Origin of the sequence: Brevundimonas sp., from assembly GCF_035935935.1 — a bacterium.
GTDB lineage: Bacteria > Pseudomonadota > Alphaproteobacteria > Caulobacterales > Caulobacteraceae > Brevundimonas.
Window position 1 is genome coordinate 198,149 of sequence record NZ_DASYWO010000004.1, and the last position, 20,870, is coordinate 219,018.

General features: G+C 70.6%; 22 protein-coding genes. 14 read left to right on the forward strand and 8 right to left on the reverse strand.

All coding sequences use genetic code 11. The features are described 5' to 3' along the window. Positions 1–70: 70 nt before the first annotated feature. Positions 71–658 carry a DUF4168 domain-containing protein gene (locus tag VGR32_RS04365; protein ID WP_327448412.1) on the forward strand — a complete coding sequence of 196 codons (588 nt, stop codon included), beginning with the start codon at positions 71–73 and terminating at the stop codon, positions 656–658. Between the two features lie 54 nt (positions 659–712). On the opposite strand, the gene VGR32_RS04370 is transcribed toward VGR32_RS04365, so the two are convergent. Further along, positions 713–2,551 carry a monovalent cation:proton antiporter-2 (CPA2) family protein gene (locus VGR32_RS04370; protein WP_327448414.1) on the reverse strand — a complete coding sequence of 613 codons (1,839 nt, stop codon included), beginning with the start codon at positions 2,549–2,551 and terminating at the stop codon, positions 713–715. A gap of 182 nt (positions 2,552–2,733) precedes the next feature. Between VGR32_RS04370 and VGR32_RS04375 the strand changes: the two genes are divergently transcribed. Beyond that, entirely contained in the window at positions 2,734–3,828 is a 1,095-nt protein-coding gene (locus VGR32_RS04375) for a winged helix-turn-helix domain-containing protein (RefSeq protein ID WP_327448416.1), read from the forward strand. On the opposite strand, the gene VGR32_RS04380 is transcribed toward VGR32_RS04375, so the two are convergent. After that, a complete protein-coding gene (locus VGR32_RS04380) occupies positions 3,825–5,321 on the reverse strand; it encodes an aldehyde dehydrogenase family protein (protein ID WP_327448418.1) in 1,497 nt (498 codons plus the stop codon). The two genes, VGR32_RS04375 and VGR32_RS04380, sit on opposite strands and share 4 nt — an antisense overlap. Positions 5,322–5,430: 109 nt before the next feature. Here VGR32_RS04380 and VGR32_RS04385 point away from each other — a divergent pair, with 109 nt between their 5' ends. The 4 genes from VGR32_RS04385 to VGR32_RS04400 all read left to right on the forward strand — a co-directional run bounded on the left by VGR32_RS04385 (position 5,431) and on the right by VGR32_RS04400 (position 11,323). Further along, positions 5,431–5,838: a CBS domain-containing protein gene (locus VGR32_RS04385; RefSeq protein WP_327448420.1), complete on the forward strand. Its 408-nt coding sequence runs from the start codon at positions 5,431–5,433 to the stop codon at positions 5,836–5,838. A 66-nt stretch (positions 5,839–5,904) separates the two neighbouring features. Continuing rightward, the gene (locus VGR32_RS04390; RefSeq protein WP_327448423.1) at positions 5,905–6,456 is read left to right on the forward strand and encodes a hypothetical protein; all 552 of its coding nucleotides are present in this window, start codon (positions 5,905–5,907) and stop codon (positions 6,454–6,456) included. 122 nt (positions 6,457–6,578) lie between these two features. Beyond that, complete coding sequence (locus VGR32_RS04395; RefSeq protein ID WP_327448427.1) at positions 6,579–8,384, forward strand: PAS domain-containing sensor histidine kinase; 1,806 nt, start codon at positions 6,579–6,581, stop codon at positions 8,382–8,384. 80 nt (positions 8,385–8,464) lie between these two features. Then, positions 8,465–11,323: a pitrilysin family protein gene (locus tag VGR32_RS04400; protein ID WP_327448428.1), complete on the forward strand. Its 2,859-nt coding sequence runs from the start codon at positions 8,465–8,467 to the stop codon at positions 11,321–11,323. Positions 11,324–11,339: 16 nt separating this feature from the next. On the opposite strand, the gene VGR32_RS04405 is transcribed toward VGR32_RS04400, so the two are convergent. Beyond that, positions 11,340–12,011, reverse strand: a complete 672-nt coding sequence (locus VGR32_RS04405) for a bifunctional 4-hydroxy-2-oxoglutarate aldolase/2-dehydro-3-deoxy-phosphogluconate aldolase (RefSeq protein WP_327448430.1) — start codon at positions 12,009–12,011, stop codon at positions 11,340–11,342. Between the two features lie 88 nt (positions 12,012–12,099). Here VGR32_RS04405 and VGR32_RS04410 point away from each other — a divergent pair, with 88 nt between their 5' ends. Further along, positions 12,100–12,441 (forward strand): hypothetical protein, encoded by a 342-nt coding sequence (locus VGR32_RS04410; RefSeq protein WP_327448432.1) that lies wholly within the window; start codon positions 12,100–12,102, stop codon positions 12,439–12,441. Between the two features lie 62 nt (positions 12,442–12,503). Further along, on the forward strand, positions 12,504–12,971 hold the full coding sequence (locus VGR32_RS04415; RefSeq protein WP_327448434.1) for a hypothetical protein: 468 nt from the start codon (positions 12,504–12,506) through the stop codon (positions 12,969–12,971). Positions 12,972–12,977: 6 nt separating this feature from the next. Here VGR32_RS04415 and VGR32_RS04420 read toward each other — a convergent pair whose 3' ends face one another. Beyond that, a complete protein-coding gene (locus VGR32_RS04420; protein ID WP_327448436.1) occupies positions 12,978–13,799 on the reverse strand; it encodes an alpha/beta hydrolase in 822 nt (273 codons plus the stop codon). A 30-nt stretch (positions 13,800–13,829) separates the two neighbouring features. Here VGR32_RS04420 and VGR32_RS04425 point away from each other — a divergent pair, with 30 nt between their 5' ends. Beyond that, complete coding sequence (locus VGR32_RS04425; protein WP_327448438.1) at positions 13,830–14,087, forward strand: Lrp/AsnC family transcriptional regulator; 258 nt, start codon at positions 13,830–13,832, stop codon at positions 14,085–14,087. A gap of 90 nt (positions 14,088–14,177) precedes the next feature. Further along, a complete protein-coding gene (locus tag VGR32_RS04430) occupies positions 14,178–14,486 on the forward strand; it encodes a hypothetical protein (RefSeq protein WP_327448440.1) in 309 nt (102 codons plus the stop codon). Here VGR32_RS04430 and VGR32_RS04435 read toward each other — a convergent pair. Continuing rightward, the gene (locus VGR32_RS04435) at positions 14,483–15,130 is read right to left on the reverse strand and encodes a DUF4126 domain-containing protein (protein ID WP_327448442.1); all 648 of its coding nucleotides are present in this window, start codon (positions 15,128–15,130) and stop codon (positions 14,483–14,485) included. The two genes, VGR32_RS04430 and VGR32_RS04435, sit on opposite strands and share 4 nt — an antisense overlap. Positions 15,131–15,201: 71 nt before the next feature. Here VGR32_RS04435 and VGR32_RS04440 point away from each other — a divergent pair, with 71 nt between their 5' ends. The 4 genes from VGR32_RS04440 (at position 15,202) to VGR32_RS04455 (ending at position 19,213) form a co-directional block, all read left to right on the forward strand. Beyond that, the gene (locus VGR32_RS04440; RefSeq protein ID WP_327448444.1) at positions 15,202–16,134 is read left to right on the forward strand and encodes a fatty acid desaturase family protein; all 933 of its coding nucleotides are present in this window, start codon (positions 15,202–15,204) and stop codon (positions 16,132–16,134) included. Further along, positions 16,134–16,619 carry a hypothetical protein gene (locus VGR32_RS04445; protein ID WP_327448446.1) on the forward strand — a complete coding sequence of 162 codons (486 nt, stop codon included), beginning with the start codon at positions 16,134–16,136 and terminating at the stop codon, positions 16,617–16,619. The genes VGR32_RS04440 and VGR32_RS04445 overlap by 1 nt, the downstream gene beginning before the upstream one ends. 90 nt (positions 16,620–16,709) lie before the next feature. Continuing rightward, positions 16,710–18,776 (forward strand): S46 family peptidase, encoded by a 2,067-nt coding sequence (locus tag VGR32_RS04450; protein ID WP_327448448.1) that lies wholly within the window; start codon positions 16,710–16,712, stop codon positions 18,774–18,776. Positions 18,777–18,838: 62 nt separating this feature from the next. Further along, on the forward strand, positions 18,839–19,213 hold the full coding sequence (locus VGR32_RS04455) for a four helix bundle protein (protein ID WP_327448450.1): 375 nt from the start codon (positions 18,839–18,841) through the stop codon (positions 19,211–19,213). Between the two features lie 46 nt (positions 19,214–19,259). Here VGR32_RS04455 and pgsA read toward each other — a convergent pair whose 3' ends face one another. Genes pgsA through VGR32_RS04470 form a run of 3 tightly spaced genes read right to left on the reverse strand, consistent with a single transcriptional unit; the run spans position 19,260 to position 20,861 of the window. Continuing rightward, positions 19,260–19,898 carry a CDP-diacylglycerol--glycerol-3-phosphate 3-phosphatidyltransferase gene (gene pgsA / locus VGR32_RS04460; RefSeq protein WP_327448452.1) on the reverse strand — a complete coding sequence of 213 codons (639 nt, stop codon included), beginning with the start codon at positions 19,896–19,898 and terminating at the stop codon, positions 19,260–19,262. 43 nt (positions 19,899–19,941) lie between these two features. Continuing rightward, positions 19,942–20,562, reverse strand: coding sequence for a carbonic anhydrase (locus VGR32_RS04465; protein ID WP_327448454.1), 621 nt, complete (start codon positions 20,560–20,562; stop codon positions 19,942–19,944). Then, positions 20,559–20,861 (reverse strand): YdeI/OmpD-associated family protein, encoded by a 303-nt coding sequence (locus tag VGR32_RS04470; protein WP_327448456.1) that lies wholly within the window; start codon positions 20,859–20,861, stop codon positions 20,559–20,561. Before VGR32_RS04470 ends, VGR32_RS04465 begins: the two co-directional genes overlap by 4 nt. Positions 20,862–20,870: the final 9 nt, after the last annotated feature.

Consider the following 20,870-nt stretch of genomic DNA (forward strand, 5'->3'; position numbering starts at 1 on the left):
GGGCGCCTATGCTCGTGACGACACCCGGCGCCGATCGGCGTCGAGGCCTCCCCCCACTCAAGGACAGTTCATGCGCATCGCTTTCCTCGTCGCCGTCTCCGCCCTGACCCTTTCGGCCGCCCCGGCCCTGGCGCAGGAGGCGACGACCGCCGGTGAACCGGCCGGCGCCGCCGCTCAGGCCGGCGACTTCACCGACGCCGAAATCCAGGGCTTCGCCGCCGCCATGGCGAAGATCGCGCCGATCGCCCAGTCGCTGGCCGGCGCCGCGCCGTCGGCCGAACAGCAGGCCCAGATGGTCGCGGCCATCGAGGCCGCCGGCCTGACGCCCGACCGCTTCAACGCCATCTCGACGGCGGCCCGCGCCGACCGCGTCACCGGCGCCCGCGTGCTGGTGGCCCAGGCCCCGGCCGGCACGGTCGACGCCGGCGTCACCGATCAGGAAGTCGAAGCCTACGCCGCCGCCATGGCGAAGCTGACGCCCATCGCTCAGTCGCTGAACGGCGCGGCCCCCAACGAGGCGCAGCAGGCCGAGATGGCCGGCATCGTCTCAGCCTCGGGCCTGTCGCTGGAGCGCTTCAACGAGATCAGCGGCGCGGCCTCGGCCGAGCCCCGCCTGCGCGCCCGCGTGGCGCTGGCCGACGCCCGCGCCGGGCGCTGACACTCCCGACGCCGACGAAAGGGGTCGCTTCTGCGGCCCCTTTCCATTTGCCGGTCAGGACTCGGCCTTCTCGACCTCGTCCTCGTTCAGCAGCCGGCCCTCGCGTTTCGGCTTCATGTAGGGCTCCGGCTGCGGGGTCGGCATGTTGCCCCGCATCATGTGGCGGCCCGCGGTCAGTCCTCCCGCGAGCTGCAGCGTCAGGCGCTCGCGATCGCGCCAACGGACCTCGTCGATCGTTTCGTCGGCCTCCACCGGGTCGAAGCCGAGATCGACCAGCACCTCATGGCCGAAGACCAGGGCGCTCTCGAAGGTCTCGCGGATCTGGTAGTCGACGCCCGCCTGGATCAGGCGAATCGAATGGCCGCGGTCGAAGGCGCGAACGAACAGCTTGGTGAGCGGGAATTCCGACTTCACCAGTTCGACGATGCGGTCGGCCTGCTCCGGCTTGTCGACGCACACCAGCACCGCCTCGGCCTTGTCCACGCCCGAGGCCCGCAGCACGTCCAGCCGGGTGCCGTCGCCGTAATAGACCTTGAAGCCGAAGTTGCCGGCGACCTGGATCATCTCGACGTCGTTGTCGATGATCGACACGTCGACGTCGCGCGCCAGCAACGACTGACAGACGACCTGGGCGAAGCGGCCGAAGCCCACGACGAGGACCCGCTCCCGAAGGTCTCGCGCCTTCTCCACGCCCTCGGCGTCCTCCGGCGACAGCGTCTCCGCGGGCATGAAGCGCCCGACCACCATGGTGGTCAGCGGCGTCAGCACCATCGACAGGATGACGATCGCCGTCATGGAGGCGGAGATGCGGGCGTCGAAGATGCCGGCCATGCCCGCGGCGGCGAACAGGACGAAGGCGAACTCGCCGCCCTGGGCGAACAGGACGGCGCGCTCGACCGCCTCGCGCTCGGTGGCCCGGAACAGTCGGGCGACGGCGTAGATGGCGACGGCCTTCACCGCCATGAAGGCGATCACTCCACCGACGATCACCTGCCAGTCGGCCAGCACGACCCCGAGATCCAGGCTCATGCCGACGCTCAGGAAGAACAGGCCCAGCAGGATGGCGCGGAACGGCTCCACGTCCGCCTCCAGCTGGTGACGGAAGGTCGATTCCGACAGCAGCACGCCGGCAAGGAAGGCGCCCATGGCCATCGACAGCCCGCCTTCGCCCATCAGCCAGGCCGCGCCGACCGCCACCAGCAGGGCGGCGAAGGTCATCACCTCGCGGCCGCCGTACTGCGCCAGCACACGGAACAGCGGGTTCATCAGGAAGCGCCCGGCCAGGAAGACGACCGCGATCGCGCCGATCGCCAGTCCGACGGTGCGCCACAACGGCGGGGCGGCTTCGCCCGCCGTTCCCAGGACCCCGCCCAGCACGGCGACGATCGCCAGCAGCGGCACGATGGCCAGGTCTTCCAGAAGCAGGATCGACACCGCCCGCTGACCCAAGGGCGTGCCCAGCTCGCCGCGCTCGTCCAGCATCTGCATGATGACGGCGGTCGACGACAGGACGAAGCCCATCGCCGCCACGAAGGCCACGGGCGCGCTCAGCCCGCCCGCCATTCCCGTCAGCGTCAGCAGAAGACCCGCCGCTCCGACCTGCGCCGCGCCAAGACCGAAGATGTCCTTCCTCAGGCTCCACAGCCGGGCGGGCCGCATCTCAAGGCCGATGATGAACAGGAACATCACCACGCCCAGTTCGGCGACGTGCAGGACGGCCTCCGGCTCGCGGACCAGGCCGATGCCCCACGGCCCGACCAGCAGGCCGGCCGCGAGGTAGCCCAGCACCGAACCCAGCCCCAGCCGACGGAACAGCGGCACGGCCACGACCGCGGTCGCCAGCAGCGCCACCGCATGACCCAGTTCCAGCCCGCCGCCCGCTTCCGCCGCCATGTCGTCGATCCCCCAAAGCTTGACCGACAGGTAGGGCGCCCGCCGCGCTGACGCCAGTTTCGGGCGGTCAGGACATGCTAAGCGGGGGCGTGGACACGCTAAGCCTCAGGACCGCCCGTCGCATCGCCCTGTTCGCGCAGGGATTCGGACGCGCCCGCCCCGCATCGCCGGACCGACGGCACGTGCGCGACCTCGTGCGGCGGCTGGGCGTCGTCCAGATGGACAGCGTCAACGTCCTGACCCGCACCCACTATCTGCCGACGTTCTCCCGCCTCGGCGCCTATCCCCGCGAGGCGCTGGAGGCCGAGGCGTGGGGTCCGCGACGATCGCTGTTCGAATACTGGGGGCATGAGGCGTCGCTTCTCCCGCTCGAACTCCAGCCCCTGTTCCGCTGGCGGATGGAAAGAGCACGCGACGGCGCAATGTGGACCGGGCTGGCCCGCTTCGGGCGCGAGCGGGCGGATTACGTCGACGGCGTGCTGGCCGAGATCGAGCGGCGCGGCCCGGTCACCGGCGGCGACTTCGCCACCGGTTCCCGCGGCGCGCCCGGCTGGTGGGAATGGTCGGACGGAAAGCGCGCGCTGGAATGGCTGTTCTGGGCCGGGCTGATCACCACGAAGACGCGGCGCGGCTTCGAGCGCGTCTACGACCTGACCGAACGCGCCCTGCCGGCCCGCATCCTGGACCAGCCGACCCCGACGGAGGCCGACGCCCAGCGCGACCTGATCCGCATCTCCGCCCGCACCATGGGCGTGGCGACCGGGGCCGACCTGCGCGACGTCTTCCGCCTGCCGCTGGCGGAGACGAAGGCGCGGATCGCCGAACTGGTCGAGGCGGGTGAGCTGACGCCCGTGGCGGTGAAGGGGTGGAAGCAGACGGCGTATCTGGCGCCCGGCGCCCGCGCGCCGCGCAAGGTGACCGGCGACGCCCTGCTGTCGCCCTTCGACAACCTGATCTGGACCCGAGACCGCACCGAGCGCGTGTTCGGCGTGCGCGTGCGGCTGGAGATTTACACGCCCGCTCACAAGCGCGCCCACGGCTACTACGTCCTGCCCTTCCTGCAGGACGAGGCGATCACCGCCCGCGTCGACCTGAAGTCCGACCGAAAGGCCGGGGCGCTCCTCGTTCAGGCGGCCTGGCGCGAGACCGACGCGACGCCGGAGACCCCCGCGCGGCTGGCGGCGGAGCTCGGACGCATGGCCGGATGGCTGGGTCTGGAGCGGGTCGAGGTGGCGGGGAGGGGCGATCTGTCCGAGGCGCTCGCGGACGCGCTCTAGAGGTCGAACCTCACCCCCTGCGCCAGCGGCAGGTCGCGGCTGAAGTTCACGGTCTGGGTCTGGCGGCGCATGTAGGCCTTCCAGGCGTCCGAGCCGCTCTCGCGCCCGCCGCCGGTGTCCTTCTCGCCGCCGAAGGCCCCGCCGATCTCGGCGCCGGACGGGCCGATGTTGACGTTGGCGATTCCGCAGTCGCTGCCCCAGGCCGACAGGAAGGCCTCGGCCTCGCGCACGCTGTCGGTGAAGACGCAGCTCGACAGCCCCTGCGGCACGGCGTTCTGCATCTCGACCGCCTGATCGAAGTCGCGCCAGGTGAGCACGTACAGGATCGGCGCGAAGGTCTCGTGTTCGACCACCGCCGTCTGCGCCGGCATCCGCACGATGGCGGGCCGCACGTAGGCGCCGTCGCGCGCCATGCGGTCGCCGCCGGCGATCACCTCGCCGCCCTCGGCCACGGCCTGCGCCAGCGCCCGGTCGAACGCCTCCGCCGCATCTGCGTCGATCAGCGGCCCGACCAGCGTGCCGTCGTCTCGCGGGTCGCCGATGGGCAGGGTCCCGTAGGCCGACTTCAGCCGCCCGATCAGGGCGGCGGCGACGTCCTCGTGGACCAGCAGGCGACGAAGGGTGGTGCAGCGCTGACCGCAGGTGCCGACCGCCGAGAAGGCGATCGCCCGGACCGCCATGTCCAGATCGGCCGACGGCGTCACGATCATGGCGTTGTTGCCGCCCAGTTCCAGCAGACTGCGTCCCAGCCGCTCCGCGACCGTCCGCGCCACCGCCCGACCCATGCGGGTAGAGCCGGTGGCCGACACCAACGGGATGCGCGGGTCGGCGGCCAGCGTCTCGCCCGCCTCGCGCCCGCCGATCACCACCTGGGACAGGCCCTCGGGCGCGTCGTCGCCGAACCGCGCCAGCGCGCGCTGAAACACCGCCTGCGTCGCCAGCGCCGTCAGCGGCGTCTTCTCCGAGGGCTTCCAGATGACCGGGTCGCCGCACACCAGAGCCAGCGCCGCGTTCCACGCCCAGACCGCCACGGGGAAGTTGAAGGCCGAGATCACCAGCACCACGCCCAGCGGCTGCCACGTCTCGCGCATGTGATGCCCCGGCCGCTCGCTGGGCAGGGTCAGGCCGTACAGCTGGCGCGACAGACCGACGGCGAAGTCGCAGACGTCGATCATCTCCTGCACCTCACCGAGGCCTTCGGACGTGATCTTGCCGGCCTCCAGCGTCACCAGACGGGCCAGGTCTTCCTTGCTGGCGCGAAGCTCCTCGCCGAACAGCCGCACCAGTTCGCCGCGTCGGGGCGCGGGCACGCGCCGCCACGCCCGGAACGCCTCGACCGCGCGCGCGGCCACGCCCTCCAGATCGCGGGTCTCCTCCAGCGTCCGTCCGACGGAGCCGTCGATCGGCGACCGGGTCTTCAGGCCCGTCTCCGCGCCCTCGGCCGTCGCGCCCAGCCGCGCCAGCACCTCCCACGCCTCGTCGATCGCCGCCATCGTCCGTCTCCCGTTCGGCGCCCGCATAGCGGCCCGCGCGGCGTGGCGGAACCCCGCGCCGCGCCCCGGGTTCTGGCTTCACCCCCCGCAAGCTTGAGAGGACAAGACCATGAAGGTGCGCGACGTGATGAGCCGGGACGTGCAGGTGGCCCGCCCCAACGACACCCTGCGTGAGGTCGCGGGCCGCATGCGCGCGGGCGACTTCGGCTTCATGCCGGTGGCCGACGGCGACCGCCTGCTGGGCACGGTGACCGACCGCGACATCGTCGTCCGTGGACTGGCTGAAGGCGTCGGCCCGGACGCCACCGTCGACGGCTGCATGACGCGCGACGCCAAATGCGTGCGCGCCGACGACGATCTGAAGGCGGCGCTGGATTCCATGGGCGGCTCGCAGATCCGGCGCCTGCCGGTGCTCGACAAGGACGACCGTCTGGTCGGCGTCGTCTCGCTGGGCGACCTGTCGACCCGTGTGAAGGAAAGGTACGCGGGCGAGGCCCTGGAAGAAATCTCCCGTTAACCGACCGGGCACACCGGCCGTTCACCCGCGCGCGTCATCCTCCCCGGTCAGGGATCGGAGCTGTCGATGGCGCGCGCGCAATTCCAGAAGGGTCAGAAGGTCTGGGTCGAGTGCGTCGGCGCATGGGCCCAGGTCGAGAAGGTCCTGCCGGTGTGGGCCAAGGGCTTCGACGAGCCCGTGCGCGTCACATACGACGTGGGGCTGGGTCGCGAGTTTCTGGCGCAGGAACTGCTGACGCCGGTCGAGGACGGCGCCTCGCATGGCGGCGACAACTGGCGGCTGCTGCGCGCCCGCAACAAGTGGCAGGCCGCCGAGGACTGTCCGCACCATCCCTTTCCGGGAACCTATCCCGTCGTGGTCACCGATCCGACCGACTGGGGCGGCTGGCGTGTGCCGGGCGCCGAGTACGACCGCGATCCCGACCGCATCGAGCGTCAGGCCCGCCTCATCGCCGCGTCCCCGGCGCTGGAGAAGCTGGCGCGCGATCTGCTGGCCGCCGTGGCCGAGGCGCCGGACGACGCGCCCCCGGCCATGCAGGAACTGGCGCGGCGCGCGCGCGACCTGCTGCGCCCGGTCGACGAGGTGCTGGCCGCGCCCGAGGCGGCTCGCGCCGCCTGAATCACGTTCCGCGCAGGGTCGACAAGATTCCGCGACGCAGCCTAGATTCGTCGCTCAGGATGATTTGACCGGAGGGCGCCTTGCGGGGCCAGGAGCGCCGCATTTCGGGAGACGGGCGCCGCGTGGCCGACCGCCGCCGCGGGCCGCCGCCGTGGGTGCGGATCCTCGTCCTGCTGACCGCAGTCGGGCTGGGTCTGTACGCCCTGTGGGTGACGCGGGTCCAGGGCGTCTCGCTGAACCCCGGCGACGTCACCCGCGACGGGTGGATCCTGATGGTTCCCGCCGCCGTCGGCCTGATGATGATCGGCCTCGTGCTGGCGCTGAACGCGCGTCAGGCCGCCATCCGCCGCGAATGGCACGAGACCGAACAGCGCTTCCGCATCGCCGTCGAGGGCGCGCGGTGCGGCATCTGGGAATGGGACCTGCGCACCGATCAGGTGGACCTGTCCGACTACATGGCCGCCCTGCTTGGGCTCGACGGGGGTCTGCATTCGTCCGAGGCCATCCTGTCCCGGGTCCATCCGGACTACCGCGAGCCGCTGCGTCATGCCCTGCGTCAGGCCCAGACGTTCGGACATTTCGAGGCGACCTTCCCGGTGCCGGACGCGCAGGGCCGGCCCCGCTGGATCGACGCCCGCGGCCAGGCCCAAGGCCATAAGGACGAGACCGGCTTCACCCACATCATGGGCATGGCGCTGGACATCACCGAGGAGCGTCGCGCAAAGGCGCAGGCCCAGGCCGCCGAGGGACGTCTGCGCGACGGCATCGAGAGCGTGACCGACGCCTTCGTGCTGTTCGATCGTCTGGGCCGGCTCATTCTCTGGAACCGCGCCTTCGAGGACGCCTTCGGGTTCGAGCCCGGCGCCGTGAAGCGCGGCGCCCTGAAGGACGAGCTGAACCGCATCGCCGCCCTGGCGGTCAAATCCGATCAGCCGGCGACCGGCGGCCGCGCGGGCGCGCGGGAGCTGGAACTGCACGACGGCCGCTGGCTGCAGGTGTCCGAACGCTTCACCGGCGACGGCGGCACGGTGGTCACCGCCGCGGACGTGACGGCCATCAAGCGCCAGGAAGAGGAGCGCCGGAAGTCGGCCGAGAACCTGCGCGTCATGGTCTCGCAGCTGGAATCCAGTCAGGAGAAGCTGGCGCAGCTCGCCCGCAAGTACGAGGTCGCGATGACCCGGGCCGAGGCCGCCAACCAGGCCAAGTCGGAATTCCTGGCCAACATGAGCCATGAGCTGCGCACGCCGCTGAACGCCATCAACGGCTTTTCCGAGATCATGTCGGCCGAGATGTTCGGCCCGCTGGGCGACCCCCGCTACAAGGGCTACGCCGCCGACATCCTGCGCTCGGGCCAGCACCTGCTCAGCCTGATCAACGACATCCTCGACATGGCCAAGATCGAGGCCGGCAAGATGACGCTGCACTACGAGACGGTGTCGCTGAAGGAGCTGTGCGACGACGCCCTGCGCCTGATGCGCGGCAAGATCGAGGAGGCGGGGCTGACCGCCATGCTGGATGCGCCCGACCTTCCGGACGTGGAGGCGGATCATCGCGGGCTGAAGCAGGTGCTGCTGAACCTCATATCCAACGCGGTGAAGTTCACGCCGGAAGGCGGTTCGATCGTCGTGGCCCTGTCCCGGCCCGACGGCGACCACGTCCGCGTCGCGGTCACGGACACCGGCATCGGCATCGCGCCGGAGGACATCGACCGTCTGGCGCGGCCGTTCGAGCAGGTCGAGGGACAGCATTCCAAGACGACCCAGGGCACCGGTCTGGGACTGGCCCTCACCAAGTCGCTGGTGGAGATGCACGGGGGCGAACTGGGTCTGGAGAGCGAGCCGGGCAGGGGCACCACGGTCAGCTTCGTCATGCCCCTCCGGCGTCCCACGCCTGCGGCCGCACCTGAGGCGCGCGCCCGCGCCGCCTGAGGGCGCATTACGGCACCGTAACTTTCGCCGCCTTCCCGCCCTGATAGGGTCCGGCCGACCCCTGTTCAGGAGCTTCGGCCATGATCCGTCCGCGTCCCCTCCGCGCCGCCCTTCTCGCCGCCTCGGCGCTGGCCCTGCTGACCGCGTTTCCCGGCGCGGTGCGCGCGCAGGACGCCGCCATGGTCGTTCCGCCGCTGCAGTACACGCACCGTGAACTGTCCAACGGGCTGGACGTCTACGCCATGCCCGACCCGACCGCCGGCACCGTCACGGTCCAGGTCTGGTACGACGTGGGCGGCAAGGACGATCCGGAGGGCCGCAGCGGCTTCGCCCACCTGTTCGAGCACATCCTCAGCCGCAAGACGGTCAACATCCCCTACGGCCAGATCTCGACCTGGGTGGAGAACGCCGGCGGCAGCCGCAACGCCTCAACCGGTCAGGACTTCACCAACTACTACGAGACCGTCCCGCCGGAATATCTCGAGACCATGCTCTGGACCCACGCCGAGCGCATGGCGCGGCCGGTGGTCGATCAGGCCGTGTTCGAGGCCGAGCGCTCGATCGTGAAGGAGGAGCTGCGCCAGCGCGTGTATGCGCCGCCCTATGGCCGTCTCGGCGTCTTCGTCATCGGCGACAACAGCTTCGACGAGAGCATCTATCGCCGCAGCGTGATCGGTTCGATCGAGCAGCTGGACGCCGCGACCATCGACGACGCCCGCGCCTTCCACGAGGCCTATTATCGCCCCGCCACCGCGACCCTGATCGTCTCAGGCAATTTCGATCCGGCGCAGCTGGACCGCTGGGTGGACCAGTATTTCGCCGGCATTCCGAACCCGGAGCGGCCGGTCCCGGTGTTCCAGCGCCCGACCGCCGCGCCGCGGACCCAGCCGCGGGACGTCGTGTCCTACGCGCCGAACGTGCCGCTGCCGGCCGTGGGCCGCATCTGGCCGGGCGTCGAGGCGACCCATCCGGACGCCGCGGCGCTCGACGTGCTGCAGGGCATCCTGTCTCGCGGTCAGAACAGCCGCCTGTATCAGCGCCTGGTCTACGTCGACCAGGTCGCCACCAGCGCGTCGTTCGGCGCCAACACCATGGAGGAGGACGGCGTCGTCTCCGGCACCGTGATCGTCGCCCAGGGCAAGTCGCTGGAACAGGCTGAGGCGTCGTATGACGCCGTCATCGCCGAGATCCGCACGAACCCCGTCACCCAGGCCGAACTGGACGAAGCCAAGGTCGAGATCATTTCGTCGGAGCTGCGTCAGCGCGAGACGGCGTCGGGCCGCGCCTTCATCCTGGGGCAGGCGCTGGTGTCGGAGGGGGACGCGAACGCGCCCGACGCGCGTCTGGCGGCCATCCAGGCCGTGACCGTCGACGACGTCCTGCGCGTGGCGCGCACCTATCTGCGCGACGACGCCGTGGTGCGCGTCCGATATCTGGACGAAAGCCAGCGACCGGAAGGCGTGCCCGAGGACAGCTGGCGCAATCCGGCGCCGGTCCCGACCTTCGTCAGCGTGCCGCCGGCCATCCTGCCGCCGAACGAGCTTCTGCCCGAGGGCCGGCGCATGGCCCCTCCGGCTCCGGGCGCCGCCCGCGTCGCCGCCACGCCGGCCGTGGCCGAGCGCACCCTGCCCAACGGCCTGCGCGTCATCGTGGCGAAGTCGACCGATCTGCCGATCATGAACGCCCAGCTGATCATCGGCGGCGGGGCCTCCGGCGATCCGGAGGGCCGCATGGGTCTCGCGTCGGCCACGGCGGCCCTCGCCCGTGAAGGCGCCGGCGGCCGCACGGCGCCCCAGATCGCCGCCTCGCTCGAATCGCTCGGCGCCTCCATCGGCGCGGGGGCCAATCCGGACGTCACGACCGTAAGTCTGTCGGCGCCGGTGGCGTCGCTGGACCGCGCCACGCCCATCTTCGCCGACGTGGTCCTGCGCCCCGACTTCCCGGCCGCCGAACTGGAGCGTCTGCGCACGCGGTCGCTGAACGGCCTGCGCGTGGCCCTCCGCGATCCGGCCACTCTCGCCGCGGCCACGCTGAACCGGGTGGTCTTCGCCGGTGCGCCCTACGGGGCGCCCAGCTCAGGGACGGCCGAGAGCCTGTCGGCCATGACGCGAGACGACGTCGCCGCCCATCATGCCCGCTGGTGGCGACCGGACAATGCCGCGCTGGTCATCACCGGCGGCATGGATCCCGAGGCCGCTTTCGCCTTTGCCGAAGCCGCCTTCGGCGACTGGGCCAGGCCGGCCGCGGCCCTGCCGGTGATCGGCGACCGCGCCGGTCAGGCCACGGCGCCGCGCGTCCTGGTGGTCGACATGCCGGGCGCGGGCCAGGCGGCCGTCGCCGTCGCGGTCCGGGGGCCCGACCGGTCCGACGCCGACTGGTATCCGGCCTCCGTCGCCAACGCCGTCATCGGCGGCGGCAGCGGCGGGCATCTGTTCAATGAGGTGCGGGCCAAGCGCGGCCTCAGCTATGGGGCCTATTCCAGCCTCGTCACGCGCGTGGACGGCTCCCTGTTCGCCGCCCAGACCCAGACCAAGAACGAAAGCGCGGCCGAGGTCGTCGAACTGGTCCTGTCGGAAGTCGACCGCCTGACCGGCGAGGCGATGACCGATCAGGCCGCCACCGATCGCGAAAGCTTCGTCCTCGGCGGGTTCTCGCGGTCGATCGAGACCACGGGCGGTCTCGGCGGCTTCATCGGCGACACGGTGGCCCTGGGCCTGCCGTTGTCCGAACTGCAGACCTATCCGGAGCGGATGCGCGCGGTCGATCCGGCCGCGGTGTCGTCGGTGGCCGGTCGCTGGCTGGGTCGCGAGCGGGCCTACGTCGTCGTGGTCGGCGACGCGGCGCAGTTCCTCGAGCCGCTGCGGGCCGCCCATCCGGATCTGGTGGTGATCAAGGCCGAGGACGTCGACCTGAACGCGGCGGATCTGGGCATCGAGTAAGGGGGCGGGGAGGGCGTCAGCCCTCCCTGAATGCCTTCACCGCGTCGACGGCCGCGCGGACCCGGGCGGCGATGCCGTCCCAGTCGCCGGCGGCCACCGCCGCGTCCGTGATCAGCTTCGATCCCATGCCGGCGGCCACGATGCCGGCTCCGAACCACTTCGCGATCGAGGCGGGGTCGGGGTCGACGCCGCCCGTCGGCATGATCTTCGTCCAGGGCATCGGCCCCTTCACGGCCTTGACGAAATCGGGTCCGCCCACGCTGGCGCCCGGGAACAGCTTCACGATCTCGCAGCCCAGCTCCTGCGCGCGGATGATGTCGGTGACGGAGCCGCAGCCGGGAAAGTAGGCCGTCATGCGCCGATTGCAGACCACCGCCACCTCCTCGACCAGCCCCGGGCTGACGACGAAGCGCGCGCCGCGGTTCAGGAAGTCGGCCGCCGTGCCCGCGTCGATCACCGAGCCGATGCCGGGGATGACGTCGGGGTCCGTCCCCTGCAGCTCGCGCGCGATCTCGCCGAACAGGTCGACGGCGAAGTCGCCCCGGTTTGTGAACTCCACCACCGGCGCCCCGCCGCGCCCGCACGCGCGGATCACGTGCAGACAGACCTCCGGGTCGGCGTGGTAGAAGACCGGGCACACGCCCTGCGCCTCCAGGGCGGTCAGCACGCTCAGACGGTCGTGGGGCATGGGCATCTCCTCAGCCTGACTCGGCCGTGCGGCAGGTTTCGTCAAGGGCGGCTGGAACCGCACGCGTCCCTTCCGCTTTAGTGCTCCAATGCTGGCCCTGATTCCGTCACTTTTGGTTCTGACGCAGGATCCGCCGCCGGCCCCCGCGGCCTCCCCGCCCTCGGATGTGGCCATCTCGGTGAATGCCCGCGCGGACAGCGTGCGCTGGCGGCAGACGGGCTCCGTCACCGTCCGTGCCTGGAGCGAGCCGTCCGGCGCGGTGATCGAGGAAAACCTGAGCACCGGCCTGCCGCGACCCATCCCGGGCCAGCGCACCTTCCGCAACGTCGGCTGGACGCTCCGCGCCGCCGCATCGCTGACGGGGCCAGGCGCGGCCCCGCCGCCCACCGAAGACGTCCCCTCACAGGAACCCGCCGAACGAAAACGCTGACCGTCGCCCTCGCCGCCCTGCTCCTGTCCGCCGGCGCCGCCGCCGCCCAGAACCGCGAGGGCGTGCCGCCGGTCCAGCCGCTGTCCGACGCGACGCCGCAGACGTCGCGCGCGCCGTCGGACCAGCCCGACGTCTTTCTCGACGTGCCCAATCTGAAGGTCGAAGAAATCACGATTGAAGTGGAGAACCTTCAGGCCGACCTCGCGCTCGACGCCCGTCTGGCCAACCTGCTGCATCTGCGCGCCGGGGCCCAGGTGTCGGTCGACAAGGTGTCCATCCAGATCAAAGGCGTCGAGGCCTCGGTCCAGCTGGTGGTCCGCCTCGACAACGTCGCCCACATCATCGATCGAACCCTGACGACGATCGACCGCAATCCGGAGATTCTGGAAGGCCTGCTGGCGACGGTGGACAACACCGTGAACACGGTGGGCGGTGTCGCGAACACCACGCTTCAGCCGGGTGGCGTCGTCGACAACACCGTGAGCACCGTCGGAAACGTCGCCGGGCAGGCCACCCAGCCGCGCCGCTGAGGCCGATCAGGGTGCGGTCGCCAAATCCGCCACCCGTTGCACCATCGCGCTCCGGGCATCCCTCAGTGGGTCCAGCACGGTGAAGTGATCGGCGCCCTGCACCACCTCGACCCGCGTCTCCACGCCCCGCCCGCCCCACAGCGCCGCCATGTCGCGCGACTGGCGGATGAACTCGGCGCTCTCCTCGCCGCCCACCCAGCAGTCCAGCGTCGTGCCGCCGGGCGCTGAACCGTCCGGCACGGGCCAGTTCGTCACGCTCAGGGCCCGCGCCTCCATCGCGTCCAGCCCCAGCGCGATGTTCAGCGACGTCGGGATCAGAGGCTCCAGATCGAACACCCCGCTGATCGCCAGCGCCGCCGACGCCCGCCCTTCCGACAGCATGGCCGCCGCCATGTGGCCTCCGGCGGAGTGGCCGAAGACGACCGGGCGCGCGCCGCTCCTCCGGCGGACCGTCTCCACCGCGTCGCGCACCTGCATCAGGATGCGCCCCAGGCGCACCGAGGGCGCCAGGTCGTAGGAGGGGATGGCCACGCTGATGCCCCGCGCCACCAGCGCCGGCGCGATCCAGCTGAACCAGCTGCGGTCCAGCGCCTGCCAGTAGCCGCCGTGCAGGAACACGGCGACCGGCGCTCCTTCGCTCGCCTCGAACAGGTCCATGACCTCGCGCGCGCCCGGGCCGTATGGAAGCTCGACGGGCCGCGTCGCCCGCGCCGCCTCGGCGTCCGCCTTCCAGCGCAGCATGACCGTCTGGTGGTCGGGCACGCGGGCGCGGTTGTTGTACTCGGCTTCGAGATCGATCGACTTGCCGCCCGCCGCGCCGTCCGCCACTAGAAGCCTCGCACCAAGGGAACCGCCGCCATGATGACCGCCATCTTCGTCTTCATCAAATGCGAGCTGGGCCACGCCAACGACGTGGCGGCCGATCTGGTGGACGAGGTCGAGCACGTGTCCGAGGTCTATTCGACTTCCGGCCAGTACGACCTGCTGGCCAAGTTCAACCTGCCGCGCGAGATGGACATCGGCACCTTCGTGACGAAGTCGGTCCAGACCCGGCCGCACATCCGCGACACCTTCACGGTCATCACCTTCTCGCCCTTCCTGCCGTCGAAGGGCTGAGGCGCGGACGCCACACCCGGCGCGGACTTCGCTCCGGGGGCGGAACGCTCCGACTCCGACCCGCATTGCACAGGTTGAAGGAGTGTTCCCATGGCCGCTGAAAAGCCCGCCCGTCCGAGTCTGAAAGTCGTCGGAGACGCCGAGATCTACGACCTTATGCGCACGCCGGAGACCACGGCGGAGCGCGTGAAGCGCCTGCAGATGGAAGCGCGCGCCCTCGCGCTGGAAGAGGTCGAGGAGCTGGCGCGCACGTTGAAGGCCGCCGCCCAGATCGCCGACCGCATCGCCCAGGGCGGCGACGCCTATCCGGTGGGCGCCCGTGAGATGGCCTCGCGCCTGTCCTCCGACCTGCCGGCAAAGGCGGAAAGCATCCGCGCCATCGCGGCCAAGACCCTCTAGGCCGGTCGCGGACGGGCCTCGCGCCAGCGCCGCAGCCGCCGCGCCAGCCGGAACACCGCCACCGCCAGGGCGACCAGCAGCACCGGGATCAGGATCGGCGCCAGGAAGGCGAGGATCACGGTGAAGAAGCTGAGCACGTCCTCGATCAGGCTCAGCACCGGATTGCCCAGACCGCCGGTGGTGGCGGTCGACGCCACGCGCGTCCCGCCCTGCGCCGCGTTGAAGGCCAGCGCCGTCGGCGCGCCCACGATGACGCCCGCCACCGCCGCCGTGGTCGGGTCGACGCCGGCGAACAGGCCGCCGGCCGCCACCGCCGCCGCCACCGGCCGCGCCACCAGCCCCAGTGAGTGCAGGGCGTGGTCCACGCCGGGGATCTTGTCGCCGACGAACTCGACCACCGCCGCGACGCCCAGCGCGATGATGGCCGCGTCGGACGTGACCCAGCTCCAGCTCTCGTTCAACTGCAGACCGAACAGGCTCAGCCGCTCGGCTCCCGCCATCATCAGCAGCGGCAGGAAGGTCCGCAGCCCGGTCGCCGCCGCGAGGCCCAGACCCAGCAGGACCGGCAGCACCCAGGTGACGCCCGTCTGGCCCCAGAGCGACGTCAGCGTCTCGCGCGCCGCCTCGATCGAAACCCCGTCCATGTCGTTCCTCCGGCCCGCCGCCTGAACGCGCGCGGCTTCATCCTGATCCGGTTCAGCGGTATCGTCGATCCATGCCCGCCGCCCCGCGCGTCCGCGCCGCCGACGTCTTCAGCCCCGAGGAATGGGCCCCGTTCCAGACGCGCGCCGCCTGGGTCGGGCCGCTGCTGGTCGCGCACTGCTGGGGCGTGATCGCGCTGGCGGCGGCGGTCGGCGTCGTTTGGCCGATCCTGATCCCCGTCTGCGTCATGGTGATCGGCACGCGGCAGCTGGGGCTGGCCATCCTGATGCACGAGGCGGCCCACGGCGGCCTGTCGCCGAACGCCCGGCTGAACGCCTTTCTCGGCCACTGGCTGTGCGCCGTGCCGGTGGGCGCGAGCCTTGCCGCCTATCGGCCCTATCATCTGGCCCACCACAAGTATGCCCAGCAGGCCGAGGACCCCGACCTGGTCCTGTCCGCGCCCTTTCCGGTCAGTCGCGCGTCCCTGCGCCGCAAGATCATCCGCGACCTGACCGGCCAGACCTTCTTCAAGCAGCGGGTGCTGTTCGCGCTGAAAGCGTTCCGCACGTCACACGACGCGGACGTGGCCGAGGGTGCGGTGGTCACCGGCAAGTCGGTGCTTCCCTTTCTCGCCGCGAACGCCGCCTTGTTCGTCGTCATGGCGCTGGCCGGCGTCTGGTGGGCCTGGTTCGTGCTGTGGCTGCTGCCGCTGGCGACGTGGTTCCCGATGGTGACGCGGCTGAGGAACATCGCCGAGCACGCCTGCGTCGAGGGCTCCTCCACCGACCCCTTCCGCGCCGCGCGCACCACCCGCGCCAGCTGGTGGGAACGCGCCTTCATCGCCCCCTACTGGGTCAACTTCCACGCGGAGCACCACCTGTTCATGCACGTCCCCTGCTGGAAGCTGCCGGCCCTGCACCGCGCCGTCCGCGCGACGGAGCCGGGGAAGCGGATCGAAGTGGCGCCGGGCTATGCGGCGGTCATGCGGGAGGCGACTGCGCGCTGATGGAGGCCGAGTATCGACTTCGAAAAGCCTCATGGCGGGCGGGCGACCGCTCGCGCGAGAACAGTCTCCACCTCCTTTACCTGTCGTGGATGCACTGGGCGGATCCGCTGTTTGTCACAGGTTTCGAAGATGACCCCGAGGCTGCACGACTGTGGATTGAAGCGTTCAATCATTTTGGCGGGGAGCACTCGGAGGACGCGGAGTTTCTCCACGTCGCGGCCTTGATGGCTGATCTCTTTCCTTGGGCGTTGGGCGACGAAGTGGAGTGGGAGGCGAGAGCTGAGCGCATGCGTGTCCGCGCTATCGGCTTGGCCCCCGAAGGCTTTGCTCCCGACCGGTTTGAGGGCCGAGGAGAATACGGAATGTATTTCGCTCACCATGCACGTGCATCGGAAGACAGGTCAGCGGCTCCCCAGAGCTTTCTGGCTCGGCTCAAGTCCGGATGGGCGCGCTACAGCACCCTCCTTAGACTGGGATGGCGCTGAAGCGCTTCCAGTCGTCGAATGTTGCATGTTGCGCCTCTCGTGCCGCCGCTTCACTGTCCGCCGCGTCAGTTTTCGTGTCGGAGCCACAGCATGACCCTCGGCCGCCGGATCGTCGCCGCCGCGACCGCCTTCACCCTGATCGCCGCCCCCGCCGTGCAGGCGGGCGAGGGGATGTGGACCTTCGACAACTTCCCCATCGCGCGGGTGAACCAGACGCTGGGCACCAACATCGACCAGGCGTGGCTGGACCGGGTGCGGCTGTCGTCGGTGAAGTTCGGCGGCTGTTCGGCGGGCGTGGTCTCACCCGAGGGGCTGGTGATGACCAACAACCACTGCGTCGCCTCGTGCGTGGCGCAGCTGTCGACGCCCGAGGTCAACTACGCCGCCACCGGCTTCCTGCCGGCCTCTCGCGCAGAGGAGAAGCGCTGCCCCGGAGCCTCGGCCGAGATCCTGACCGACATCGCCGACGTGACCCGGCGCATGCAGGCCGCCGGCGCCGGTCAGTCGGGCGCCGCCTTCGTGCGCGCCCGCGACGCCGAGGCCGCCGCCATCGAGGCCGAGGCCTGCGCCGGCAAGACCGACAGCCGCTGCCAGGTGGTGACCCTGTACCGCGGCGGCCAGTTCAAGCTGTATACCTACAAGCGCTATGCCGACGTGCGTCTGGCCTGGGCGCCGGAAGACCGCGCCGCGACCTTCGGCGGCGACCTGGACAACTTCAACTTCCCCCGCTTCGCCATCGATGCGGCCTTCATCCGCCTGTATGAGAACGGCGCCCCGGCCGCGACCCCGATCCACTTCAAATGGAATGCGTCGAAGCCCGTCGAGGGCCAGCCCATCTTCGTCACCGGCAGCCCCGGCGCGACCCAGCGCCTGCTGACGCAGGACCAGCTCTACACCGTCCGCGACGTCATCCTGCCGATGGACCAGCTGATCAGCTCCGAGCTGCGCGGCCGCATGATCCGTTATGGCGAGGAGAGTCCGGATCACGCCTTCCAGGTCATGGATCCGCTGGTGTCGCTGGAGAACACCTACAAGCGCGGCATCGGCCGCATGCGCGCCCTGATCGACGTCGACTTCATGGCCAAGCGCGCGGCGGACGAGGCCGACTTCCGCGCCCGCGTGGCCGCCAATCCGGCGCTGGCCGCCGACGTCGGCGATCCGTGGGGCGAACTGGCGGCCATCCAGCCGATCCAGCGCGCGCTCTATCCCTCGTACACGATGCTGGAGGCGCGGGCCGGCGGCGGCTCGGTCCTGTTCGGCTATGCCTGGACGCTTGTCCGCGCGGCGCAGGAGCGGGCGAAGCCCTCGGCCGAGCGCCTGCCGGAATACGTCGACGGCCGCCTGGGCGCCGCCCAGAGCCGCATCACCGCCGAGCGGCCGATCTATGCCGAGCTTGAGGAGATGCAGGTCAGCTGGTGGCTGTCCAAGACGCGCGAATGGCTGACGGTGGACGATCCGCGCGTGCGCGGCCTGCTGGGCCGTGAGTCGCCCGAAGGTCTGGCGGCCCGCGTCATCGGCGGCACGAAGCTGGCCGATCCGGCCGTGCGTCGCGCCCTGTGGGACGGCGGGCTGGCGGCGATCGAGGCCTCGGACGACCCCCTGATCCGGTGGGTCCTGTCGATCCAGGACGAGAGCCGCGCCGCCCGCGCCGAGTGGGAGGAACGCGTGGTCGGCCCGACCGACCGCGCCTCGGAAACCCTGGCCCGCGCCCGCTTCGGCGCCTATGGCGACAGCGTCTATCCCGACGCCACCGGCACGCTCCGGCTGACCTGGGGCCGGGTCGAGGGCTGGACCTATCAGGGTCAGACCGTGCCGGCCTTCACCACCTTCGCCGGCCTGTGGGACCGCATGACGGGCGCCGCGCCCTTCGACGTCGCGCCGAAGCTGCTGGCCGCCCGCGACCGCATCCCCGGCGACACGGTCATCAACATGGCGGCGTCCACCGACACCATCGGCGGCTCGTCGGGCTCGCCCGCCGTCAACGCCGCCGGCGAGATCATCGGCGCCAATTTCGACTCCACCATCCTGACCCAGCGCAACGCCTACGGCTACGACCCGAACGTCAACCGCTCGGTCATCGTCACCACGGGCGCGGTGACGGTGGCGCTCCGCGACGTCTACGGGATGGACCACCTGCTGGCCGAGCTGGGGGTCTGAAGGCGAGGCAGTAGTGAGTAGGCAGTAGGCAGTAGGGAAGCGGCGGCGCGTCAGACGACGGCATGGATCAGATCAACAGCTATCGCGACTTGAGAGTTTGGCAGCGAGCGATGGACGTGGCACAGGCCGTCTACGAGCTGACGCGCTCGTTTCCGAGAGAAGAGCAGTTCGGCATGACCGCTCAGGCCAGACGGGCTGCAGCATCCGTTGCCGCCAACATTGCGGAAGGCTACGGGCGCTCATCGAAAGGCTCGTACCTGAACTTCCTCAGGATTGCCCAAGGCTCACTCAAGGAGGCGGAGACCCACCTGCTGCTGGGGGTTCGGGTCGGACTCGTGACCGAGACTGCATCGGCACCCATCCTCACTCAGGCCGACGAACTCGGACGGATGCTGCGGGCACTGATCGTGAAGCTTGAATCCCACGCCTCCGATTGAGCCGCTAATCCTTACTGCCTACTGCCTACTGCCTACTGCCTACCGCCTAGATCGCGCTCATCTTCTGGCGCGCCTTCTCGAAGTACTGCCAGCCGGTCCACACCGTGATGACGGCGGCCAGCCAGATCAGGACGTCGGCGAACAGCTGGAAGTGCGGCAGCCAGTCGAACTCCAGTCCGAAGCCGTCCCAGTTGCGCGCGAACAGCTGGGCGCCCAGCGCCACCAGCTGCAGGGTCGTCTTCCATTTGGCCAGCAGGGTGACCTGCAGCTTGACCTTGCCGGCCACCGTTTCGCGCAGGGCGGACACCGCGAACTCGCGGAACAGGATCAGGCCGCACGGGATGGCGATCTGCGGCACCGATCCGCTGGTCAGCACGCCCAGGATGGCGCCCGTCACCAGCACCTTGTCGGCGATCGGGTCCAGAATGGCGCCCCAGCGCGTCGTCGCGTGCCAGCGCCGGGCCAGATAGCCGTCGACCCAGTCGGTCGACGCCGCCACCACGAAGATGAAGAAGGCGGCGCGGTACAGGGCGAACTGGTCCTCGGGGCTCAGATAGCTCGACAGATAGGGCACGCCCCCGGTCGCCCCGGCCAGGATCAGGAACATCACCACCCCCGCCGCCAGCCTCAGGCCGGTCAGGATGTTGGGGATGGGATTGGCGTGGGGATGCGGGGCGGGGGTCATGGCGTCCTCGGGCTGATGACCTGAGATGCCACGCTTCGTCGGATCAGGCGAGCGGCTGGAACGGCCCCGCGCCCGTCAGCCTGCGCAGCAGTCCTTCGGCGATTCCGAAATGCAGGCCGACCAGTTCCAGTTCACCTGCGGCCTCCCGCTCGGCGATCCATGGAAAGGTCCGCAGGTTGTCCAGCGACAGCCGCACCACCGCCTCCTCGCTGGCCTGTTCGACCTGATCCTGCGTCACGGCGTCGGCCACACGCCGCACGGTGGGCTCGCCCTGCGCGATCCATGGCTGCAGGAAGTCGCGGCAGCTGTCCGGCGCGCCCTTGCGCATCGCCGCCACCCCGCCGCAGTGGGCGTGCCCCATCACCACGATGCGGCGGACCTTCAGCACCTTGACCCCGAACTCCAGCGCCGCCGATACGCCGTGCAGGTCGCCGTCAGGCGCATAGGGCGGCGCCAGGTTGGCCACATTGCGCACCACGAACAGCTGGCCCGGCGCGGCGTCGAAGATCAGCGCCGGATCGGCCCGGCTGTCGGAGCAGGCGATGACCAGGGTATGCGGCGTCTGGCCGTCGGCGGCCAGCGCCTCGTATTCAGCCTTCGCCTCCGGCCAGCGGTCCTTGCGGAAACGCCGATAGCCGGCGAACAGCGGGTCGGCGTCGGTCATTTCGCGGATTTCCTCGAGGCGATGAACAGCTGCGACGGGCTGGGCGCCTTGTCGTCGCGGTGGACGCAACCGGACCAGCAGCACGGCCTGCGCTTGCCCTCCTGCATCTCCTCAAGGGTGCGGGCGATGCGGCGCGCGCGCGTCTTAGCCTGCTTCGCGTCCTCGACCCAGCAGATGAACTCATTGCGGCCCAGCGGCGTCAGGCCCTGCCACAGCGCCAGAGCGGCGGCGTCGGCGCGGATGGCCGACTTCATGTCGTCCGCCGCCCGATGGACCGTGCCTTCCGCGAAATCGCTCATGCCGTCACC

Bases quoted from the DNA above. Each gene is read 5' to 3' on its own strand.
- VGR32_RS04365 (WP_327448412.1), top strand. From the start codon at position 71: ATGCGCATCGCTTTCCTCGTCGCCGTCTCCGCCCTGACCCTTTCGGCC.
- VGR32_RS04370 (WP_327448414.1), bottom strand. From the start codon at position 2,551: ATGGCGGCGGAAGCGGGCGGCGGGCTGGAACTGGGTCATGCGGTGGCG.
- VGR32_RS04380 (WP_327448418.1), bottom strand. From the start codon at position 5,321: ATGGCGGCGATCGACGAGGCGTGGGAGGTGCTGGCGCGGCTGGGCGCG.
- VGR32_RS04385 (WP_327448420.1), top strand. From the start codon at position 5,431: ATGAAGGTGCGCGACGTGATGAGCCGGGACGTGCAGGTGGCCCGCCCC.
- VGR32_RS04390 (WP_327448423.1), top strand. From the start codon at position 5,905: ATGGCGCGCGCGCAATTCCAGAAGGGTCAGAAGGTCTGGGTCGAGTGC.
- VGR32_RS04400 (WP_327448428.1), top strand. From the start codon at position 8,465: ATGATCCGTCCGCGTCCCCTCCGCGCCGCCCTTCTCGCCGCCTCGGCG.
- VGR32_RS04405 (WP_327448430.1), bottom strand. From the start codon at position 12,011: ATGCCCCACGACCGTCTGAGCGTGCTGACCGCCCTGGAGGCGCAGGGC.
- VGR32_RS04410 (WP_327448432.1), top strand. From the start codon at position 12,100: ATGCTGGCCCTGATTCCGTCACTTTTGGTTCTGACGCAGGATCCGCCG.
- VGR32_RS04425 (WP_327448438.1), top strand. From the start codon at position 13,830: ATGATGACCGCCATCTTCGTCTTCATCAAATGCGAGCTGGGCCACGCC.
- VGR32_RS04430 (WP_327448440.1), top strand. From the start codon at position 14,178: ATGGCCGCTGAAAAGCCCGCCCGTCCGAGTCTGAAAGTCGTCGGAGAC.
- VGR32_RS04435 (WP_327448442.1), bottom strand. From the start codon at position 15,130: ATGGACGGGGTTTCGATCGAGGCGGCGCGCGAGACGCTGACGTCGCTC.
- VGR32_RS04440 (WP_327448444.1), top strand. From the start codon at position 15,202: ATGCCCGCCGCCCCGCGCGTCCGCGCCGCCGACGTCTTCAGCCCCGAG.
- VGR32_RS04445 (WP_327448446.1), top strand. From the start codon at position 16,134: ATGGAGGCCGAGTATCGACTTCGAAAAGCCTCATGGCGGGCGGGCGAC.
- VGR32_RS04450 (WP_327448448.1), top strand. From the start codon at position 16,710: ATGACCCTCGGCCGCCGGATCGTCGCCGCCGCGACCGCCTTCACCCTG.
- VGR32_RS04455 (WP_327448450.1), top strand. From the start codon at position 18,839: ATGGATCAGATCAACAGCTATCGCGACTTGAGAGTTTGGCAGCGAGCG.
- pgsA (WP_327448452.1), bottom strand. From the start codon at position 19,898: ATGACCCCCGCCCCGCATCCCCACGCCAATCCCATCCCCAACATCCTG.
- VGR32_RS04465 (WP_327448454.1), bottom strand. From the start codon at position 20,562: ATGACCGACGCCGACCCGCTGTTCGCCGGCTATCGGCGTTTCCGCAAG.
- VGR32_RS04470 (WP_327448456.1), bottom strand. From the start codon at position 20,861: ATGAGCGATTTCGCGGAAGGCACGGTCCATCGGGCGGCGGACGACATG.